The 16683-nt window shown below is 45.4% G+C and carries 17 protein-coding genes; 5 read left to right on the top strand and 12 right to left on the bottom strand.

Features of this window, described 5'->3' with window-relative positions; all coding sequences use genetic code 11:
* Positions 1 to 2: 2 nt before the first annotated feature.
* The 3 genes from dgcA to B5D54_RS00370 all read right to left on the bottom strand — a co-directional run bounded on the left by dgcA (position 3) and on the right by B5D54_RS00370 (position 2528).
* Positions 3 to 977 (bottom strand): N-acetyl-D-Glu racemase DgcA, encoded by a 975-nt coding sequence (dgcA, locus tag B5D54_RS00380; protein WP_078924491.1) that lies wholly within the window; start codon positions 975 to 977, stop codon positions 3 to 5.
* Positions 977 to 1981, bottom strand: a complete 1005-nt coding sequence (gene dgcN, locus B5D54_RS00375) for an N-acetyltransferase DgcN (protein WP_078924490.1) — start codon at positions 1979 to 1981, stop codon at positions 977 to 979. Before dgcN ends, dgcA begins: the two co-directional genes overlap by 1 nt.
* Positions 1982 to 2288: 307 nt before the next feature.
* Positions 2289 to 2528 carry a hypothetical protein gene (locus B5D54_RS00370; RefSeq protein ID WP_139364764.1) on the bottom strand — a complete coding sequence of 80 codons (240 nt, stop codon included), beginning with the start codon at positions 2526 to 2528 and terminating at the stop codon, positions 2289 to 2291.
* A 277-nt stretch (positions 2529 to 2805) separates the two neighbouring features.
* Between B5D54_RS00370 and B5D54_RS00365 the strand changes: the two genes are divergently transcribed.
* Both B5D54_RS00365 and alr read left to right on the top strand, forming a co-directional pair.
* Positions 2806 to 4179, top strand: a complete 1374-nt coding sequence (locus tag B5D54_RS00365; RefSeq protein WP_078924488.1) for an alanine/glycine:cation symporter family protein — start codon at positions 2806 to 2808, stop codon at positions 4177 to 4179.
* A 63-nt stretch (positions 4180 to 4242) separates the two neighbouring features.
* Positions 4243 to 5331: an alanine racemase gene (alr, locus tag B5D54_RS00360; RefSeq protein ID WP_078924487.1), complete on the top strand. Its 1089-nt coding sequence runs from the start codon at positions 4243 to 4245 to the stop codon at positions 5329 to 5331.
* Positions 5332 to 5528: 197 nt separating this feature from the next.
* Here alr and rcnR read toward each other — a convergent pair whose 3' ends face one another.
* Positions 5529 to 5801, bottom strand: a complete 273-nt coding sequence (gene rcnR, locus B5D54_RS00355; protein ID WP_078924486.1) for a Ni(II)/Co(II)-binding transcriptional repressor RcnR — start codon at positions 5799 to 5801, stop codon at positions 5529 to 5531.
* Between the two features lie 156 nt (positions 5802 to 5957).
* Between rcnR and B5D54_RS00350 the strand changes: the two genes are divergently transcribed.
* A complete protein-coding gene (locus tag B5D54_RS00350) occupies positions 5958 to 7034 on the top strand; it encodes a nickel/cobalt efflux protein RcnA (RefSeq protein WP_078924485.1) in 1077 nt (358 codons plus the stop codon).
* Positions 7035 to 7217: 183 nt separating this feature from the next.
* Here the strand turns inward: B5D54_RS00350 and B5D54_RS00345 are convergent, their stop codons facing one another.
* The 8 genes from B5D54_RS00345 to rsxA all read right to left on the bottom strand — a co-directional run bounded on the left by B5D54_RS00345 (position 7218) and on the right by rsxA (position 13129).
* Positions 7218 to 7757, bottom strand: a complete 540-nt coding sequence (locus B5D54_RS00345) for a flavodoxin (protein ID WP_226970338.1) — start codon at positions 7755 to 7757, stop codon at positions 7218 to 7220.
* Between the two features lie 135 nt (positions 7758 to 7892).
* Positions 7893 to 8147, bottom strand: coding sequence for an RnfH family protein (locus B5D54_RS00340; RefSeq protein WP_078924483.1), 255 nt, complete (start codon positions 8145 to 8147; stop codon positions 7893 to 7895).
* A gap of 2 nt (positions 8148 to 8149) precedes the next feature.
* A complete protein-coding gene (locus B5D54_RS00335; RefSeq protein WP_078924482.1) occupies positions 8150 to 8830 on the bottom strand; it encodes an electron transport complex subunit E in 681 nt (226 codons plus the stop codon).
* On the bottom strand, positions 8823 to 9431 hold the full coding sequence (locus tag B5D54_RS00330; RefSeq protein ID WP_078924481.1) for an RnfABCDGE type electron transport complex subunit G: 609 nt from the start codon (positions 9429 to 9431) through the stop codon (positions 8823 to 8825). The genes B5D54_RS00335 and B5D54_RS00330 overlap by 8 nt, the downstream gene beginning before the upstream one ends.
* Before the next feature lie 2 nt (positions 9432 to 9433).
* A complete protein-coding gene (locus B5D54_RS00325; protein ID WP_078924480.1) occupies positions 9434 to 10429 on the bottom strand; it encodes an RnfABCDGE type electron transport complex subunit D in 996 nt (331 codons plus the stop codon).
* Positions 10426 to 12003 carry an electron transport complex subunit RsxC gene (gene rsxC / locus B5D54_RS00320; protein ID WP_078924479.1) on the bottom strand — a complete coding sequence of 526 codons (1578 nt, stop codon included), beginning with the start codon at positions 12001 to 12003 and terminating at the stop codon, positions 10426 to 10428. Before rsxC ends, B5D54_RS00325 begins: the two co-directional genes overlap by 4 nt.
* Before the next feature lie 9 nt (positions 12004 to 12012).
* Positions 12013 to 12540 (bottom strand): RnfABCDGE type electron transport complex subunit B, encoded by a 528-nt coding sequence (locus B5D54_RS00315; RefSeq protein ID WP_078924478.1) that lies wholly within the window; start codon positions 12538 to 12540, stop codon positions 12013 to 12015.
* A gap of 13 nt (positions 12541 to 12553) precedes the next feature.
* Positions 12554 to 13129 (bottom strand): electron transport complex subunit RsxA, encoded by a 576-nt coding sequence (gene rsxA, locus B5D54_RS00310; RefSeq protein ID WP_078924477.1) that lies wholly within the window; start codon positions 13127 to 13129, stop codon positions 12554 to 12556.
* A gap of 294 nt (positions 13130 to 13423) precedes the next feature.
* On the opposite strand from rsxA, the gene nifL reads away from it, so the two are divergent.
* Both nifL and nifA read left to right on the top strand, forming a co-directional pair.
* The gene (nifL, locus tag B5D54_RS00305) at positions 13424 to 14965 is read left to right on the top strand and encodes a nitrogen fixation negative regulator NifL (RefSeq protein WP_078924476.1); all 1542 of its coding nucleotides are present in this window, start codon (positions 13424 to 13426) and stop codon (positions 14963 to 14965) included.
* Entirely contained in the window at positions 14962 to 16560 is a 1599-nt protein-coding gene (nifA, locus tag B5D54_RS00300) for a nif-specific transcriptional activator NifA (RefSeq protein WP_078924475.1), read from the top strand. The genes nifL and nifA overlap by 4 nt, the downstream gene beginning before the upstream one ends.
* Positions 16561 to 16683: the final 123 nt, after the last annotated feature.

Raw genomic sequence — 16683 nt, 5'->3', positions numbered from 1 at the left:
CTTTAACCCCATAATTCAAACTTGAAAGGCAACATCACATTGCGCTCAAATTCAAAACCAGATTCGATATCTTGAGCCAGCAGTAGCGGCCCATCTAAATCCACCATATCTACCCCTTGCGCCACAACAAATGCAGGAGCCATACTCAATGAAGAGGAAAGCATACAGCCAACCATGACACTTAAACCGGCGGCGCTTGCTTCCGCTTTTAAAGCCAGCGCTTCGGTTAATCCACCTGTTTTATCCGTCTTAATATTGATCATGTCGTACCGTCCGATAATGTCGGGTAAACTCGCTCGATCATGACAAGATTCATCCGCACAGAGAGGAATCGGACGTGGCAAATGCGCAAGTATTTGATCTTGATGAGCAGGAAACGGCTGCTCAATCATCGCTACCCCCAATGTTTCCAACTCAGGGATCAAGGCTAAATAAATGTCAGGCGTCCAAGCTTCGTTAGCATCAAGTACGATCCTCGCACTCGGCGCTCCACGGCGAACGGCTTGCACTCGGGCAAGATCTTCCGGACCACCCAGTTTCAATTTTAACAGGGGGCGATGTGCATTATCTTTCGCTGCCTGTTCCATGTTTAACGGTGTATCAAGCGACAAGGTATAAGCGGTTGTTAATGGACTCGCTTGAATACCCGTTATATCCCAAATCGACCGATTCGATAACTTACACTCTAAGTCCCACATCGCACAATCAATCGCGTTACGCGCGGCCCCCGAGGGAAGCCTCTCCTGCAATTGAACCCGTGTTAACCCTGCTTTAATCTCTGGAATTACCGACGCGATTTGCGCTAATACACTCTCTATAGATTCACCATACCGACCATAGGGAACGCATTCACCACGCCCCACGCCTCCTTGACTTTTCATTTCAACAATTATCGTGTTGACGCAGGTTTTACTGCCACGAGCAATGGTAAAACTGCCTCGGATCGGCCAACGGTGGGTATGCAGACAAACCTCCATTAGACCTCCGCTAACTTATCAACAACCCGAGCGACGCCTTGGCGAAAAGGATCCACAACCGGTAGTCCAAGCTCCGATTCCACTTTGTCCATATAGGCCAAGGCTTCCTCTTCTTGCATTGCCGATGTATTAATAGAAACCCCCACAAATTTTACTGCCGGATTTGTCACACGAGCGGTGGCTAAATTCGCTTCCATACACTGTTTTAGATCAGGAAGAGGATACTCAGGAAGGCCTCGCATATGCGTACGGGTTGGCTCATGACAAAGCACTAAGGCATCGGGTTGTGAACCATGAATAAGGCCGGTTGTCACACCTGCATAAGAGGCGTGGAAGAGAGATCCTTGACCTTCAACCACATCCCAATGCTCTTCTGTCGATTCCGGCGTAATGGTCTCAATCGCACCGGCAATAAAATCGGCGACCACGCAGTCCACACTCACACCCCCACCGGTAATAAGAATGCCCGTTTGCCCCGTCGCACGAAAATCCGCCTCCATACCACGAGCTTTCATCTCTTTTTCTAACGCTAAAGCCGTATACATTTTACCCACAGAGCAATCGGTTCCCACCGTCAACACGCGCTTACCTTGACGTTTTTTACCATTTGCAACGGGGTAAACCTGAGTCGGATAACGCACATCCAATAACCGAGTGCCTTTTTTCTCAGCCGCACTTACCAATTCAGGAATATCCGCCAATTTGTTATGCAATCCCGCCGCGATATCCATTCCTGCTTCGATAGCCGTCAACAATACCGAGATCCACTCTTGAGAAATCAGCCCCCCTCGGTTAGCCACACCAATAATCAAAGTTTTTGCACCTCGATTAACGGCTTGCGTAATATCCATCTCTTCTAAACCGACATCAGCATTGCATCCCGCCAAACGATATTGACCAATACAATACTCTGGACGCCAGGTTTTAATTCCTTGCGCCACTTTCGCAGCCAGCGCATCGGCAGCATCCCCTAAAAAGAGTAAATAAGGTTGTTTAAGTTCCATCTCGATTTTCTCCACAAAGAGTCATTAAATTAGAATAGTGATTAATCTCATATTTCACTAAACATCACAGTGCAAAATTCGTGACAAAAAATGAAAACCCGTAAAGAAAAATCAAGAAGAAATGCATTAAAAGCACAAAATATAGAATAAAAACTCACAAATTCAGAATAATTAATCACAAAGAGCAATGGGCGCGACAAAATCCAGAAATTCATTAAACACCAATAATAAACACAATATCGACATAATAATCCAAATTGAAAACATAAATACTAATAATACAATTTCATTCTCTTCCCCTAGAGTTTTATGTAAATAAGCCTCCTGAAAATAAAACTAGTGATTTAAACCAATAATATTTCATTCTATAAATTTTAATAAATCGTGATAACCCTCTCATTCCCTGATTACATTTATCACTCTCTTCATTTTCATCTTCATAAAAAGATGAATAACAGGCTAAAAATAGCCATTTTGGTGCATTTCTGACTAATTCTAGTGCATGGTTGTACATTATTAGCCCATAACTTATAGCAACAAATTCCATCCTCACATCACCCCGTCAATAAAACAGTCAATACACCACTCACCCCATAACAACATTATCGTTCGAAAATAAATAAATAATAAGAATATTATAAAAACATCACTCCATTAAATAAACATGGATAGATTATCCACCTATTTTGTATGGAAATTTAACGTATAAAGAGGATTCATCAGCGAGAAACCACTTGATTAAGCGCCGTACTGGTCTGCAAATTGCTTAGTCAGTCTAAAGGTGAGCAATAACTTATTTAATTAACTTCTTATGGTGAAAACAGATGGAACTGATTCAACAACTCATTAGCCAAGTCAATGGTGTTGTATGGGGCCTCCCCATGCTCGTCATTATATTAGGTATTGGTATTTATCTAAATATTGGCTTGAAATTCATGCCCTTTTTTAATATTGGTCGCGCCTTTAAACTATTATGGAAAGGCAGAAAAAATACTCAGGATCAGGGTGGTGAAATCCCTCCCTTTCAAGCATTAATGACTGCCCTCTCCGCCACAATTGGAACCGGTAATATTGCAGGTGTCGCTACTGCCCTCTTTATTGGAGGGCCAGGAGCACTATTTTGGATGTGGATGACTGCGTTGCTGGGTATGGCCACCAAGTATTCTGAAGCCGTATTAGCCGTTAAATACCGAGAAACCGACCGCCATGGGAACCATGTTGGCGGCCCCATGTACTACATCAAAAATGGGATGGGTAAGAAATGGGCTTGGCTCGGAACCGCATTTGCTTTGTTTGGCACCTTTGCCTGTTTTGGGATTGGTAATGGCGTTCAAATTAATTCGATTGCTCAAGTCATGCACTCCACCTTTGACTTTTCTCCTTTGATTGTTGGGCTCGTTGTCATGACACTTTCAGGTGCCGTCCTTTTAGGGGGAATTAAGCGCATCGGGGCTTTTGCTGGTGCCCTTGTGCCATTAATGGGCATTGCTTACGTTGCTTGCGGATTAATTATTTTACTGCTTAATGTCGATAAAATCGGAGGCGCAGTTGCCCTTGTGCTAGAACAGGCCTTTACTCCAACTTCTGCTCAAGGGGGATTTGCAGGAGCGACGGTCTGGATGGCGATTCGCTTTGGTGTGGCACGGGGTGTTTTTTCTAATGAAGCAGGCTTAGGTTCAGCCCCCATTGCTCATGCCAGTGCACAAACCGATGACCCAGTACGGCAAGGTTTAATTGCGATGCTGGGAACGTTCATTGATACCATCATCATCTGCTCCATCACTGGTTTCGTCATTATTATCTCTGGGGAATGGACCTCAGGAATGACAGGAGCTGCGCTCACGTCAGCCGCATTTGATCAGGTCATTCCTGGGTTTGGTCGCTATCTGGTTGCTATTAGTTTGGCTATTTTCGCCTTTACCACCATTGTTGGCTGGTCTGTCTATGGCGAACGCTGTGCCAGTTACCTCTTCGGCACCAAAGCAGTGCTCCCCTTTCGTATCATTTTCGTCTTGGTGATTCCTGTGGGTGCCATAATGGAACTCAACTTGATTTGGCTATTGAGTGACACGTTAAACGCCATGATGGCTATTCCTAACTTAATCGCACTTGGTTTATTAAGCCCTGTCGTGTACCAAGCCACCAAGCATTATTTTGCTCGCCAAATACCACAAGATCCGGCTAAAGCAGAGTATTAATCATATCGACGCCTTCTGACTAAAACAGAAGGCGTACGCAAAAAAACCGATTAGGAATGATTTATGATCACAGCGGAAGCCGTTATCAATTTGGCTGCCCTTCGCCACAACTATGAGCAACTGAAGCAAAAATGCGGAAATAAACCCATCATCGCCGTACTCAAGGGAGATGCCTATGGGCACGATGCTCTTAAAACAGCGCAGGCTCTACCCCAAGCAGAGATGTTTGCTGTTTCTCGCATAGAAGAAGCGCTTGAATTGAGAGAAGGGGGCATTACTCACCCTATCCTGTTGCTTGAAGGATGTTTCTGCCCGGCAGATTTACAACACGCATCGGCTCTGGGATTAGAGACGGTGATTCATTGTGAAGAACAGCTAGCGCATCTTCAATCAACCCCTATCTCAACCCCTTTAAAAGTTTGGCTAAAACTGGATACAGGGATGCACCGCCTTGGCATTCACCCCTGTGAACTGCACGATTACATAACGCAGCTCGAAGCCACTCAAAAACTGAGCGGCCCTGTCGGATTTATCAGTCACTTGAGTTGTGCAGATAACCTCACCTCACCAGCAACTTCAGCACAGGTTGAACTCTTCTTAGCACAAACGGCCCATTATGCAGGGGCAAAAAGCATTGCTAACTCAGCAGGTATTCTTTACTGGCCAGAGTCCCACCTTGACTACATGCGTAGTGGTATTGCGCTTTACGGCATCAGCCCAAATCAAAATGATACCGGTCAGGATCACGGCTTACGCTGTGTCATGACCTTACGCTCTCAACTCATCGCTATACGCAAGCACAAGAGCCAGCATTCGGTTGGCTACAATCAATCTTGGACGGCGCCACGAGATACACATATAGGGGTGATAGCCATGGGCTACGGAGATGGTTACCCTTGCTCCGCGCCCACAGGAACACCGGTTTATATTAATGGCCGTCTTGTGCCCATTGTCGGCCGCGTGTCTATGGATATGATCACGGTCGATCTCGGCCCAAATTTACAAGATAACGTCGGAGATAATGCAGAATTTTGGGGTGAAAATTTACCCATAGAGCATGTCGCTAATCATATTGGCACCATCGCCTATGAATTAGTGATTAAGCTAACGAAGCGGGTACACAAACGATTTATGGCCGAGCCGTTAAGCTAGTCGGAGTGGTTGCTGAAACCAATGGGGCTGGTTCAATATTCACGCTAAGATCGCTATCAAAACCAGCGAGAAGAATTTCAATCCGTATCATAAGGTTAGGCCGTTTACCCAAATTGCTCACCGTAATTTGGGTATTTCTATTTTAGAATTTTATGAAAGCTTAGATTCAGATTACATCACACATTGTAACCACGGCATTATTTGATATAGGAGTCGAGAACTTTCAGCACGATTTCCATATCAGCTTCACGTTGACTTTTCTCTTCCTCAAGGACTACATGTTCAAGCAGATGACCTTTGATCACTTCTCGCATCAAACCATTCACCGCGCCTCGAATCGCCGCTATCTGCTGTAGTACATCGTGGCATTCATGCTCTTCTCCTAGCATTTTTTTCAGTCCATTGACCTGACCTTGTATTTTGCTAACTCGAGTGCTGAGCTTTTTCTGATCTCGGGTTGTATGTGACATGGCTTCTCTTCTTTTGAGTTATGGGCGGCTCGGTTCTAACCAATAATGTAGCACTCAACTTATACTTGGGGGTAGTATTTGATACTGGGGGGTAGTATTCGATACTCAAGGGGAGTATAGTTTTCATAACATTTGACATCGCCACAGAGAACACCAATGGATTTTACTGCACTACTACAACAAGGTAACGGCTGGTTCTTTATTCCTAGTGCCATTTTACTCGGGGCTTTACATGGCCTCGAACCCGGTCACTCAAAAACGATGATGGCGGCTTTTATTATCGCGGTTAAAGGCACGGTCAAACAGGCAGTGATGTTGGGGTTGGCCGCCACACTTTCTCACACGACGATTGTCTGGTTAATCGCTCTTAGCGGGATATACATCAGCCAAAAATTCACAGCTGAGGCGGTTGAACCATGGATGCAACTCATCTCGGGAATCATTATTGTTACAACCGGTTTATGGATGTTCTGGCGAACGTGGAGCGGGGAGCGTGCTTGGCAAAAAGCGCATAGCCATACTCATGAATGGACGACACAAATTGTCGATACCGGACATGGGCATGTATCGCTTTCTCTTGTCGCAGCAGGGCTTCATCATCGTTTTCAGTTACGAACAATCAGCGGCAAGCCTTTAATGGCTGAAAACGTCAAGATGTCAGCACCCTACAAAGACCAACAACCTATTGATACTTATAGCTTTACTGAACGGGATGGATATTTGGAATCGACGATGCCTTTTGAAGCCGCTGATGATTTTTCTGTGACATTGATGATTGGACACCACGATCATAGTCATGATTTTGATGTCCATTTTCATGCAGAAACGCACTCAGAAGGTGATAATAAGGAATACCAAGATGCTCATGAACGCGCACATGCTTTAGATATTCAAAAACGTTTTGAGAATCAAGACGTGACCAACAAACAAATACTACTTTTTGGTTTAACAGGGGGGTTGATTCCATGCCCTGCGGCAGTCACCGTTCTGCTTATCTGTTTGCACCTTAAAGCAATGACGCTGGGGGCCACCTTGGTTGTATCATTCAGCATTGGTTTAGCAATAACGCTGGTTGCTGTTGGCATTGTAGCGGCAGTGGGAGTGCAAAAGGCAACATCGAAATGGAGTGGTTTGAACGATGTCGCTCGTCGCGCTCCTTACTTGTCGGGAGTTTTGATCAGCGCTGTCGGCTTATACATGGGGATGCATGGGTACACCTCTCTCATGAGCTAAGCTCTGCGGTAATGATGGCTCTATCTTTGGTTTAAACACCGTAATCACTTTATGTTGATGCAGAGTGGTTCTATCATTAAGCCAAACTCGCCTCTACAAGAATCCGTCTCGTAGAGGCGAGTTTTATGGTGTACTCATCAATCGGTCAATTTGCACAGGATGAATGTTAGCGAACAAATTGGATCAGAGCGCCATTTCCGCTTTGATCTGCTCAACCCACTCTGCGATACGCTGCTCAGTCAGACTTGATTGATTATCTTTATCTATCACCAACCCGACAAAGTCATCACCATCAACCGCATTCGACGCGGTAAATTCGTACCCTTTCGTGGACCAGAATCCCACCATCTCTGCACCGCAGTTGGCAACATGATCATATAATTCACCGAGTGCATCAACAAACTCATTGCTATAACCCACCTGATCACCCAACCCGTATAACGCAACCTTTTTACCCGAAAGATCCATGTCTAAGAAATTGGGTAGAAACTCTTCCCAACTCTCTTCCTGACAATCGGTAGAGAGCCCAGGAAGTTGCCCCTCACCTAAAGTTGGCGTACCCAAAATTAGGTAGTCATAGCGAGTAAATTCATCGGTATCGACGCGGTTAATATTTTTCGGTTTATCCGCTATCTCGTCACCGAGTTGTTTCTGGATCAATTTGGCCACTTTGCGAGTGCTACCCATATCCGTACCAAAGAAAATGCCTACTTTACTCATCATTAGCTCCTTGCTTAAATTGCTATCATGTTAGGGATAGACTGCAAAACACCTACCACACACTTACATCAATATTTTCAATACGTTAGATAAATCAACTTTCAAAAAACATCCGACATAATGTCGTAAAGGAGACAATTAATCGTCGTCCTCATCTTCAGGCTGCCAAATTAACGGGCGATATATTTCGACTCGGTCGCCTTCTTTAAGCTCACTATCTAACGGGGTAGCCCGACCAAAAATCCCCACTTTTTGTTTGTCTAGATCGATATTCGGAAACATCTCTAGAAGATGAGAAGCCTGAATCGCACTCAATACCGTTGCGTTCTGGTCAACATCAACGGGTAACCATACCTGTTCATCAGGTAATGCGTAGACAACACTGACTTTCATGGTTACCCCTTAGCGTTATGTGCGACCGCCGAGACGGTGTTTACCACCCCAGATTCATACTTTTGTTTCAACGCCAGAACCAAACCCAACACGAGAAAGCCTCCCGGAGGCAAAATCACCAACAGCAAGCCCTGATAATCCTCAATGATGACCATTTCTAAAAATGCAAAGCGTTCACCCAACAGTAGATGTGCATGACTAAATAAGGTCCCACTACCCAGAATTTCTCGTATCGCCCCGAGCACCGTCAGTACCCAAGTAAAGCCTAACCCCATAAATAGACCATCCATAACCGAAGGCATAACTGCATTTCTACTCGCAAATGATTCGACACGACCAAGAATGGCGCAGTTGGTAACTATCAACGGAATGAATAGGCCTAGCACTTTGTGCAGAGAATGAAGATAGGCATTCAGCAATGCATCCGTCATCGTGACAAGAGTGGCGATAATAATAATATTCACCGGAATGCGAACGGTTTTACTGATGAGTCCTTTCGCCATTGAGTTCAGGGTATTCGCAGCAACCATGACTATCATACTGGCCAAGCCAAGCCCCAAACCATTGGTCGCACTACTGGTTACCGCGAGTAAAGGACAAAGAGCCAGAGACTGCTTTAGTACAATATTATTGCCCCATAGCCCTTGTGAAATAATGTCTTTATACGGATTGGTTTCACTCATTGTTCGCTCCTTGATAAGATTGAAGTGCTAACAACGCCTGATGCACACCTTTGACTACTGCTCTGGGTGTAATCGTTGCACCACTGAATTGGTCAAAATCTCCCCCCTCTTTTTTGACTGCCCATGATCCCGTGTTCTCTAATGTTCGTTGGTCAAAACTGCGTATCCAGCCACTTTTTTCAGCTTCAATTTTGTCCCCCAATCCCGGTGTCTCACTGTGACTGATTATTCGTACACCAATAATCTCACCACTAAGACTGACTCCGACGAGAAAACGAATCGTGCCGCTATATCCCTCCTGTTCGCCTCGAATTACCCAATCGATCAGTTGCTGATTCTCATCTTCCACTCGATACAGTTTGAATGGCTGACCTTCAAACTCAATCCGTTGGAAGTTCGAAAATACATCATTCGAATAGGCTTGCCCCGCAAGCACCTCCTTCAATAGCGCTTGTTGATCTTCTAAGATACGCTGTACAATGATCGGCTTGGTTGCCCCATTTGTAACAAACAGAAGTAATGCTGCGAGTGCACATGCCCCAGAAAGTAATATGACCTGATACGCAATGTGCTCTTTAAATAACAGGGGTTTGGCTTCCATGATTATTTCTCCGTCACTCGGGCGGTACCAAATACCTTTGGCCGCAAGTAGTAATCAATTAACGGGCTAACCGCATTCATAATCAGCACCGCAAAAGCCACACCTTCAGGGTAGCTGCCAAAGACTCGAATCAACCAAACGAGCAGGCCACACCCCAGCCCATAGATAAGCTGCCCACGAATACTGGTTGGAGAAGTGACAAGATCTGTGGCGATATAAAATGCGCCCAGCATGGCTGCGCCACTGGTCAGATGAATCCACGGCGATAGGTAAACTTCAGCGTTAATCAAATGGCTTACTAACGCAGGTATTGTCAGGCCAAGCATGAAGGTTACCGGTATCGCCCAGTGAATAATGCGTCGCCAAATCAGATAACCACCACCACACAGAATAAGTAAAGCGCTGGTCTCACCTAAGCTTCCGGAATGTTGCCCAAAGAACTGTTCCGTCAACATGACAGGCAACGTTCTTTCCGTGCTGAGCGCCGTCGCCGCCGTCATTCCATCAAAGTTCAGCCAAGCATCAGGCACCGTCACTAAGTTGTTACTTAAATCTATCGGCGTTGGAACTGCCCACTGAGTCATTTGAACAGGGAAACAGATAAGTAGCATGACACGCGCTAGCATGGCAGGATTGAATACGTTCTGCCCTAACCCTCCATAGCTTTGTTTCCCCAAAATAATGGCAAACATACTGCCAAAAATCGCCAAGCTGAGAGGAAATGAAGGTGGTAAGCTCATGGCGAGTAACAACCCCGTCAATATCGCCGAACCATCAAAACACGCGCTCGGCTTCTTGTTCATTGCCAATAGGCATAAACATTCACTGATGATGCAGGTTAAACAACAGACGGCTAGCAATGCCATACTATTGCGGCCAAACTGAAAGCCAGCAAATACACAAGCCGGTAATAACGTTAAGATAACGAGATACATGATTCGTGTAGATGAGCTCCCATTATGAGCAAATGGGCCAATGATTGAATCATACTTGATCATAGCGCTTGCCCCTTCTCAGTGACGTTATCTTGAGGTAACACTCGGGCCGTACGTGGTGGCCGAGCGGTGCTTTCCGGACGGCTCGGTTTTTCTGGTCGCTCAGGTAGAGCATTTCGAGTGGGTCTCGTGACTTTTCTAGCCGCTTTCATTTTCTTCTCTTCGGCCTCAAGCGCGAGACGCTGTTTTCGGGATTCATTGAGTTCTTTAACATGAGCGGCCCTTTGATCCATAAATGCCTGAGAGGCAATCACACCTTTTGCGTGCATAAAGTACTGAACTAAAGGAATCGAAGAGGGGCAAACATACCCACACGCACCACAAGACAAGCAATGATTCACCCCTAGCTCTTCCGCACGTTTAAAGTCGGAAACTCGGGTGTATGCGGCCATTTGAAATGGCATCAAACCCATTGGACAAGCACGAACACATTGCCCACAACGAATACACTCTTGATGTTTAGTTTCAATGAATACCTCATCTTCCGTTAACGCCAAGATTCCACCGACCGTTTTATCCACAGGCACCTGCATTGATGGAATAGCGCTCCCCATCATCGGTCCGCCAAAAAGTAATCGCTCTGTCGATTCACTGACCCCACCACAGTAATTGATCACTTCATTCACTGGCGTTCCTATAGGCACCTCTACATTTTTAGGTTCGGCGATCCCCTTTCCACTAACGGTGATAATCCGCGAAACCAAAGGACGACAAAATCGCACCGCATGGTACACCGCCCTAACCGTAGAAATGTTGTTAACCAAAATACCGACCTGAGTAGCACGTCCTCCCGGAGGAACCTCTTTTCCTGTCAGCGTTTTGATTAAGTGCTTTTCAGAGCCCATCGGATAAATACTGGGCACCTTGCGCACTTCAATGGAATCCATTTCACTCGCGGCAAAACGGAGCGCAGCCAACGCAAGGGGTTTATTATCTTCCACCCCAATAATTGCCTTTTGTGCCCCACTGGCAATCAACATCATCTGTATCCCTGAGATGACTTCTTCCGGAAAGGTTTGCATGGTTAAATCATCACTGGTCAGGTATGGCTCACATTCGCCTCCGTTAATGATGAGGGTATCTACGTTGGAATGCCTTGAAAATTTCAACTTAATCGCAGTGGGAAAACCTGCACCACCCAGCCCGACAATGCCCGCTTTGGCAACACGATCAATAATGGTGTCAGCGTCTAAGTTCTGAATGACTTCCCCCGAAGAGGAGATGCCCCATTGTTTATCGTTATTGGCACGAATCACGACCGTGTCACACTTCACTTTCGCAGGGTGCGCCGTAATGTGTGGAATAATGGCTGTCACAACACCATTTACCGATGAATGCAAAGGTGCGACAAAATCCGTAAGACCAACCGCAATCAATTGCCCTCTTTGCACCGGTTCCCCCGGTGTCACTAATACTCTCAACTTTGCACCTGAACGTGTCTGCAAAGGTAAGTAAATATTCCTAGGCCAGAAATGACGATCAATACATTGGTCTGACGTTAACTCTTTATAAGCTTTGGGATGAATACCGCCATTAAATGGTTTGTTCCACACATTAAAATTCCTCACACTGGACATGATTCACTCCTAAACTGGCAACGAAGGCTTGGGCCAATACCAAGTCGATACCGACGGTGTCACCTCAGACATGGTTAAGCACCCTCGGGGACAGGCTTTTTCACACAACTGGCACCCCGTACAAACATCTTTTAGTACCGTATGTAACTGTTTCGGCGCACCGACAATGGCATCAAAAGGGCAGGCTTTGTAACACCGGTTACATCCGTTACACTGTGCCTCATCAATACAAGCCACCCATTCGGTGTCTTGGTCATCCACATCAATAGAAACCCCAAGCAACTGGGCAACATGTTGAGCAAGTAACGCCCCGCCGGGCGGACAACATGTCGGACTCAGCTCACCGGAGACCATCTTTTCCGCTGCTTGACGGCACCCCGCCTCTCCACACTGACCACATTGGCCTCCGGGTAACAAGGCTTCGACTTTATCTATCCTTGGGTCGCCTTCAACATGGAACACTTTTGCGGCGTACCCAAGCGCAAGCCCAAGAAACGCTCCGAGAACAACAAAAAATATAAGCGTTGTAAGTAACATGACTTAACCTCGTTTATGCCATTCCCGAAAAACCCATAAAGGCCATCGACAAAAATCCCGCTGTGAGAAATGCTATCGGAGAACCTTTAAATGCCGCAGGAACCTGACTTAACATAAGCTGACTGCGTAAACCTGCAAAAATGCTAATCACGAAGAGAAAACCTAAAGCAGACCCAAAGCTGAACATCACGGTATTGAGAAATGACAGATTGTCTTGAACCGCCAGTAGCGTGACCCCAAAAACGGCACAATTGGTGGTGATAAGCGGTAGAAATACACCAAGAGATTGGTAAAGGTCGGGAAACGATTTTTTAACGTATAACTCCGTAAACTGAACAACGGCGGCAATGACCAAGATGAAGGATATGATCCTCATAAACTCAAGCTGCAATGGTTTCAAAATCGCAAACTCAATGATCCAGCTAGATACCGCGGCTAAGGTCAGTACGAAAATCGTCGCTATCCCCATGCCTACCGCACTGGTAATTTTGCTCGATACCCCCATAAACGGGCACAAACCCAGAAATTTGGCTAAAACAACATTGTTTACAAATGTCGCACTCAGAAAAATGATCAATCCCTCGGACATAACAACACTCCACTCACTTCCATTCACGAGGATGGTGCATAGCCTATGCCAAGGGCAGTTTTTGCACAGCAATGGAACAAACACCCCTGAAAAGACCGCATTAGTGAGCGGGTGGTACGCTTCTCTTCCCTCCCATCGAGGTGTCATAAAACCAACAAAATTCGCTTGTTCGAATGAATAATTGTCCGAAATCAAACAAACCTTTATTTCATCAAGCCCGACACGACTGACTTGGGTACGTGGAATAGGAAATGCATCGAGAGGGTATATCGCCAAACGGATAGGGAAAGACGTATGGAACAACTTGATAGTTTACTACCCAAGAGCAATACCGCGCTCTTTGACATACAAGCGTTTGAACAGATCGTTGCACATGCTCCTGTCGCCATCAGTATTACCGATAAATCTGGCAACATACTGTTCATTAACCAGACATTTAGCCAAATCACTGGCTATACATCACATGAACTGATTGGTAAGAACTCGTCGTTACTGTCGTACAAGGCAACACCTCAACGCGTGTATCAACAAATGTGGGTCGCCATTACCAGTGGGGATCACTGGCAAGGTCAGCTGGTAAACAGAAAGAAAAATGGAGAACCTTATATTGCTGAAATGTCTATTTCTCGACTTAAAGAACACAAGGGTGAAACACGTTACTACGCAATCCATCGAGATATTACTGAACAACATCAACGAATCACTGAACAAAAAAACCAGTTCACACTTTTCCAAGCGATATTGAATGGTTCATCGACCGCTATCGCTCTGATTGATGCCGCCAACAAACTGCTGGTCAGTAATAAAAACTATCAGCGAATAAAGAACAGTCTTCACCACTCCCCCATCGACTTATTGCTAGATAGCATTCAAAGAGACTATCAGCAGAGTAGCGTCGTTGAATTTATCGGCGAGCATACCAACCGTACGCAGAATATCTCCGTTCGAAGTGAAGACGGTCAATGCGAACGATGGTTTGAATTTACTTTGGTTAAAATCCCCGTTTCAACCATCAACATTGAGCACTACTTTATACCGAACAGCAATGATGACTATGGCGTCATCTCGATTACCGAACGTACCAAAGAGAAACTCTTGGTTGAAGAACGACGAATTAATGCCACCAAATTGATGGTGAGAGACAATAAGTATGTCCACGCCATGCAAGAAGCACTAATGGGCACCTTGCATCAATTACAGGGGCCTTTCAATGTCATTAATTCTGCGGTAAACATTCTAAAACGCACTAAAGCTTATTGCCCCGGTTTAATTGCTATGGATGATGCGATGGCAAGTGCTAATGCAGCAATGCAAGAGATCATGCTCGCCATCCCGGAAAGAGAAAGAGAAACTCCGCAACCGGTCAATCTTAATGAAACCATTCGTGATTCATGCAGCATCAGTAATGATGAATTAATGAGACTGTCCATCAACTTAGAACTGAAGCTGTCTCCTAAGCTTTCCTCTATTAACGGTACGCCTCACAGACTGATTCTCGCCTTAAAGCAACTCATCGATAATGCACTAGATGCGATCAAGTATGCTAGGCCATCAGATAGGACCCTATTCATTCAATCTTATGAGAAGGATGGAGAGATCATGGTGGATATTGAAGACAGTGGTTTAGGCATTAAAGAAGATCTTCGTCTAACCGTATTTCAACCATTTTACAGTACCAAACCAAACCATCAATCTGGCTGCCGTGGTATTGGGCTTTCAATCGTGCAGCAGGTGCTCAATGAACATTCCGCCACCATGACGATTTCAGACAGTCGTCGTCTACATGGTGCAAGAATCTGCTTAACCTTTCCCATTAATCGCGGTAAGTCATTATGATAGAAGAACAGACTCTTTTAGATTTAGAGCGCCAATTACTGGCGGCAATGTATCGGATATCTAGTGTGCTTAACGCTAGTCTCAATTACGTTGAATCATCCGATAAAATACTGAAAATTCTGCACGATGAGTGTCGTTTACAGTGCGGCATGCTCACCATTCTTGACCACCAGAGAAACCTATTATTGGTCAAGTCGGTACACAGCCCAATTAACAACAACAGCCAAGAGCAGAAGAACGTTTACTATAAAACGGGGGAAGGTATTGTCGGCGAGGTCCTTAGCCGAGGAAGCTCCATGGTGATTCGCAACCTAGGGAGTGACCTACGCTTTGCGGACAAATTAGCCATCTATGACTATGATAAACCCTTTATCTGTGTCCCACTCAAAGATAGCCATAGTAAACTTCTTGGCGCACTTTCAGCCCAGCCACCTAATGTCAGTGACGAACACCTAACGCTCCTGTCAAAATTTCTCGATATGATTGGTAATTTAATCGCCAAAAATATTCAATTGTCTCAGAACGTTGAGCAAACTGAAAAAGAGCTTGTTGATGAACGAGATGGGCTACGCCGTAAAGTTCGGAATAAATATAGTTTCCACAACTTAGTGGGACACACCAAAAGCATGAGACAGATTTTTGATCAGATCCGGCTGGTCTCTCGTTGGGATTCTACCGTGCTGGTTCGTGGTGAGTCTGGTACCGGTAAAGAACTCGTAGCGAATGCTATCCACTACAACTCACCTCGAGCTGATCGCCCATTCGTAAAACTCAATTGTGCAGCACTGCCCGATAACCTACTCGAATCAGAACTATTCGGTCATGAGAAAGGCGCATTTACAGGGGCGGTAAAACAACGCAAAGGCCGTTTTGAAATGGCGCATAATGGCACCATTTTTCTTGATGAGATCGGTGAAACGAGTGCTGCTTTTCAAGCAAAATTGTTACGGGTACTACAAGAGAAAGAGTTTGAGCGAGTGGGTGGAACCACAACCATTACGGTCAACGTACGTATTATCGCGGCAACGAACCGACATCTGGAAGATGAAGTGGCGCAAGGGAACTTCCGTGAAGATCTGTATTACCGACTGAATGTTATGCCAATGCACTTACCTCCTCTCCGAGAGCGAATTCAAGATATCCCTGAGCTTGCTGAGTTCATGCGAAAAAAACTCAGTAAGCAACAAGGTCGTCACCTCACCATCAGTGACGATGCAATACGAGTAATGATGAATCACAATTGGCCGGGTAACGTGCGTGAACTGGAAAATGCCTTAGAACGCGCATCGGTATTGTGCGAATCGGGTGTCATTGATGCCAGTTTAATCGCAATAAACCAAGCGGAACCCAGTTTTTCAGCATCGGCTTCCCCCCTGTATTCCCCCTCACTGGCGACGCCCCCTCCTGCTCGTGTTGCCGAAAATAAGCTGATACTACGGGAAAAAAGCAAACCAGCAGATGAGAGAGAACGGGTGATTGATGCGCTAGAGCGCTCCGGTTGGGTAAAAGCCAAAGCCGCAAGGTTACTCAACATGACACCGCGTCAAATCGCATATCGCATTCAAATATTGAATATTGAAATGAAACAAATCTGACAATTTTCGAAAGCTAAATATTGTCAGCTATCAGACAATTGTTATGAGCGACTACCATTTGTTTTTTGAAAATCAATAAATTAAATACGGAATAATGATTGCAATGTTCCTTATTAAAGGCAT

The sequence above is a fragment of the Vibrio cincinnatiensis DSM 19608 genome, from assembly GCF_900167345.1.
GTDB lineage: Bacteria > Pseudomonadota > Gammaproteobacteria > Enterobacterales > Vibrionaceae > Vibrio > Vibrio cincinnatiensis.
The sequence above is the reverse complement of the archived record's forward strand: the minus strand, read 5'-3'. Positions and strand labels throughout refer to the sequence as shown.

Coding starts and splice junctions, on each gene's coding strand:
- dgcA (WP_078924491.1), bottom strand. CDS start 977: ATGGAGGTTTGTCTGCATACCCACCGTTGGCCGATCCGAGGCAGTTTT.
- dgcN (WP_078924490.1), bottom strand. CDS start 1,981: ATGGAACTTAAACAACCTTATTTACTCTTTTTAGGGGATGCTGCCGAT.
- B5D54_RS00370 (WP_139364764.1), bottom strand. CDS start 2,528: ATGGAATTTGTTGCTATAAGTTATGGGCTAATAATGTACAACCATGCA.
- B5D54_RS00365 (WP_078924488.1), top strand. CDS start 2,806: ATGGAACTGATTCAACAACTCATTAGCCAAGTCAATGGTGTTGTATGG.
- alr (WP_078924487.1), top strand. CDS start 4,243: ATGATCACAGCGGAAGCCGTTATCAATTTGGCTGCCCTTCGCCACAAC.
- rcnR (WP_078924486.1), bottom strand. CDS start 5,801: ATGTCACATACAACCCGAGATCAGAAAAAGCTCAGCACTCGAGTTAGC.
- B5D54_RS00350 (WP_078924485.1), top strand. CDS start 5,958: ATGGATTTTACTGCACTACTACAACAAGGTAACGGCTGGTTCTTTATT.
- B5D54_RS00345 (WP_226970338.1), bottom strand. CDS start 7,757: ATGATGAGTAAAGTAGGCATTTTCTTTGGTACGGATATGGGTAGCACT.
- B5D54_RS00340 (WP_078924483.1), bottom strand. CDS start 8,147: ATGAAAGTCAGTGTTGTCTACGCATTACCTGATGAACAGGTATGGTTA.
- B5D54_RS00335 (WP_078924482.1), bottom strand. CDS start 8,830: ATGAGTGAAACCAATCCGTATAAAGACATTATTTCACAAGGGCTATGG.
- B5D54_RS00330 (WP_078924481.1), bottom strand. CDS start 9,431: ATGGAAGCCAAACCCCTGTTATTTAAAGAGCACATTGCGTATCAGGTC.
- B5D54_RS00325 (WP_078924480.1), bottom strand. CDS start 10,429: ATGATCAAGTATGATTCAATCATTGGCCCATTTGCTCATAATGGGAGC.
- rsxC (WP_078924479.1), bottom strand. CDS start 12,003: ATGTCCAGTGTGAGGAATTTTAATGTGTGGAACAAACCATTTAATGGC.
- B5D54_RS00315 (WP_078924478.1), bottom strand. CDS start 12,540: ATGTTACTTACAACGCTTATATTTTTTGTTGTTCTCGGAGCGTTTCTT.
- rsxA (WP_078924477.1), bottom strand. CDS start 13,129: ATGTCCGAGGGATTGATCATTTTTCTGAGTGCGACATTTGTAAACAAT.
- nifL (WP_078924476.1), top strand. CDS start 13,424: ATGGAACAACTTGATAGTTTACTACCCAAGAGCAATACCGCGCTCTTT.
- nifA (WP_078924475.1), top strand. CDS start 14,962: ATGATAGAAGAACAGACTCTTTTAGATTTAGAGCGCCAATTACTGGCG.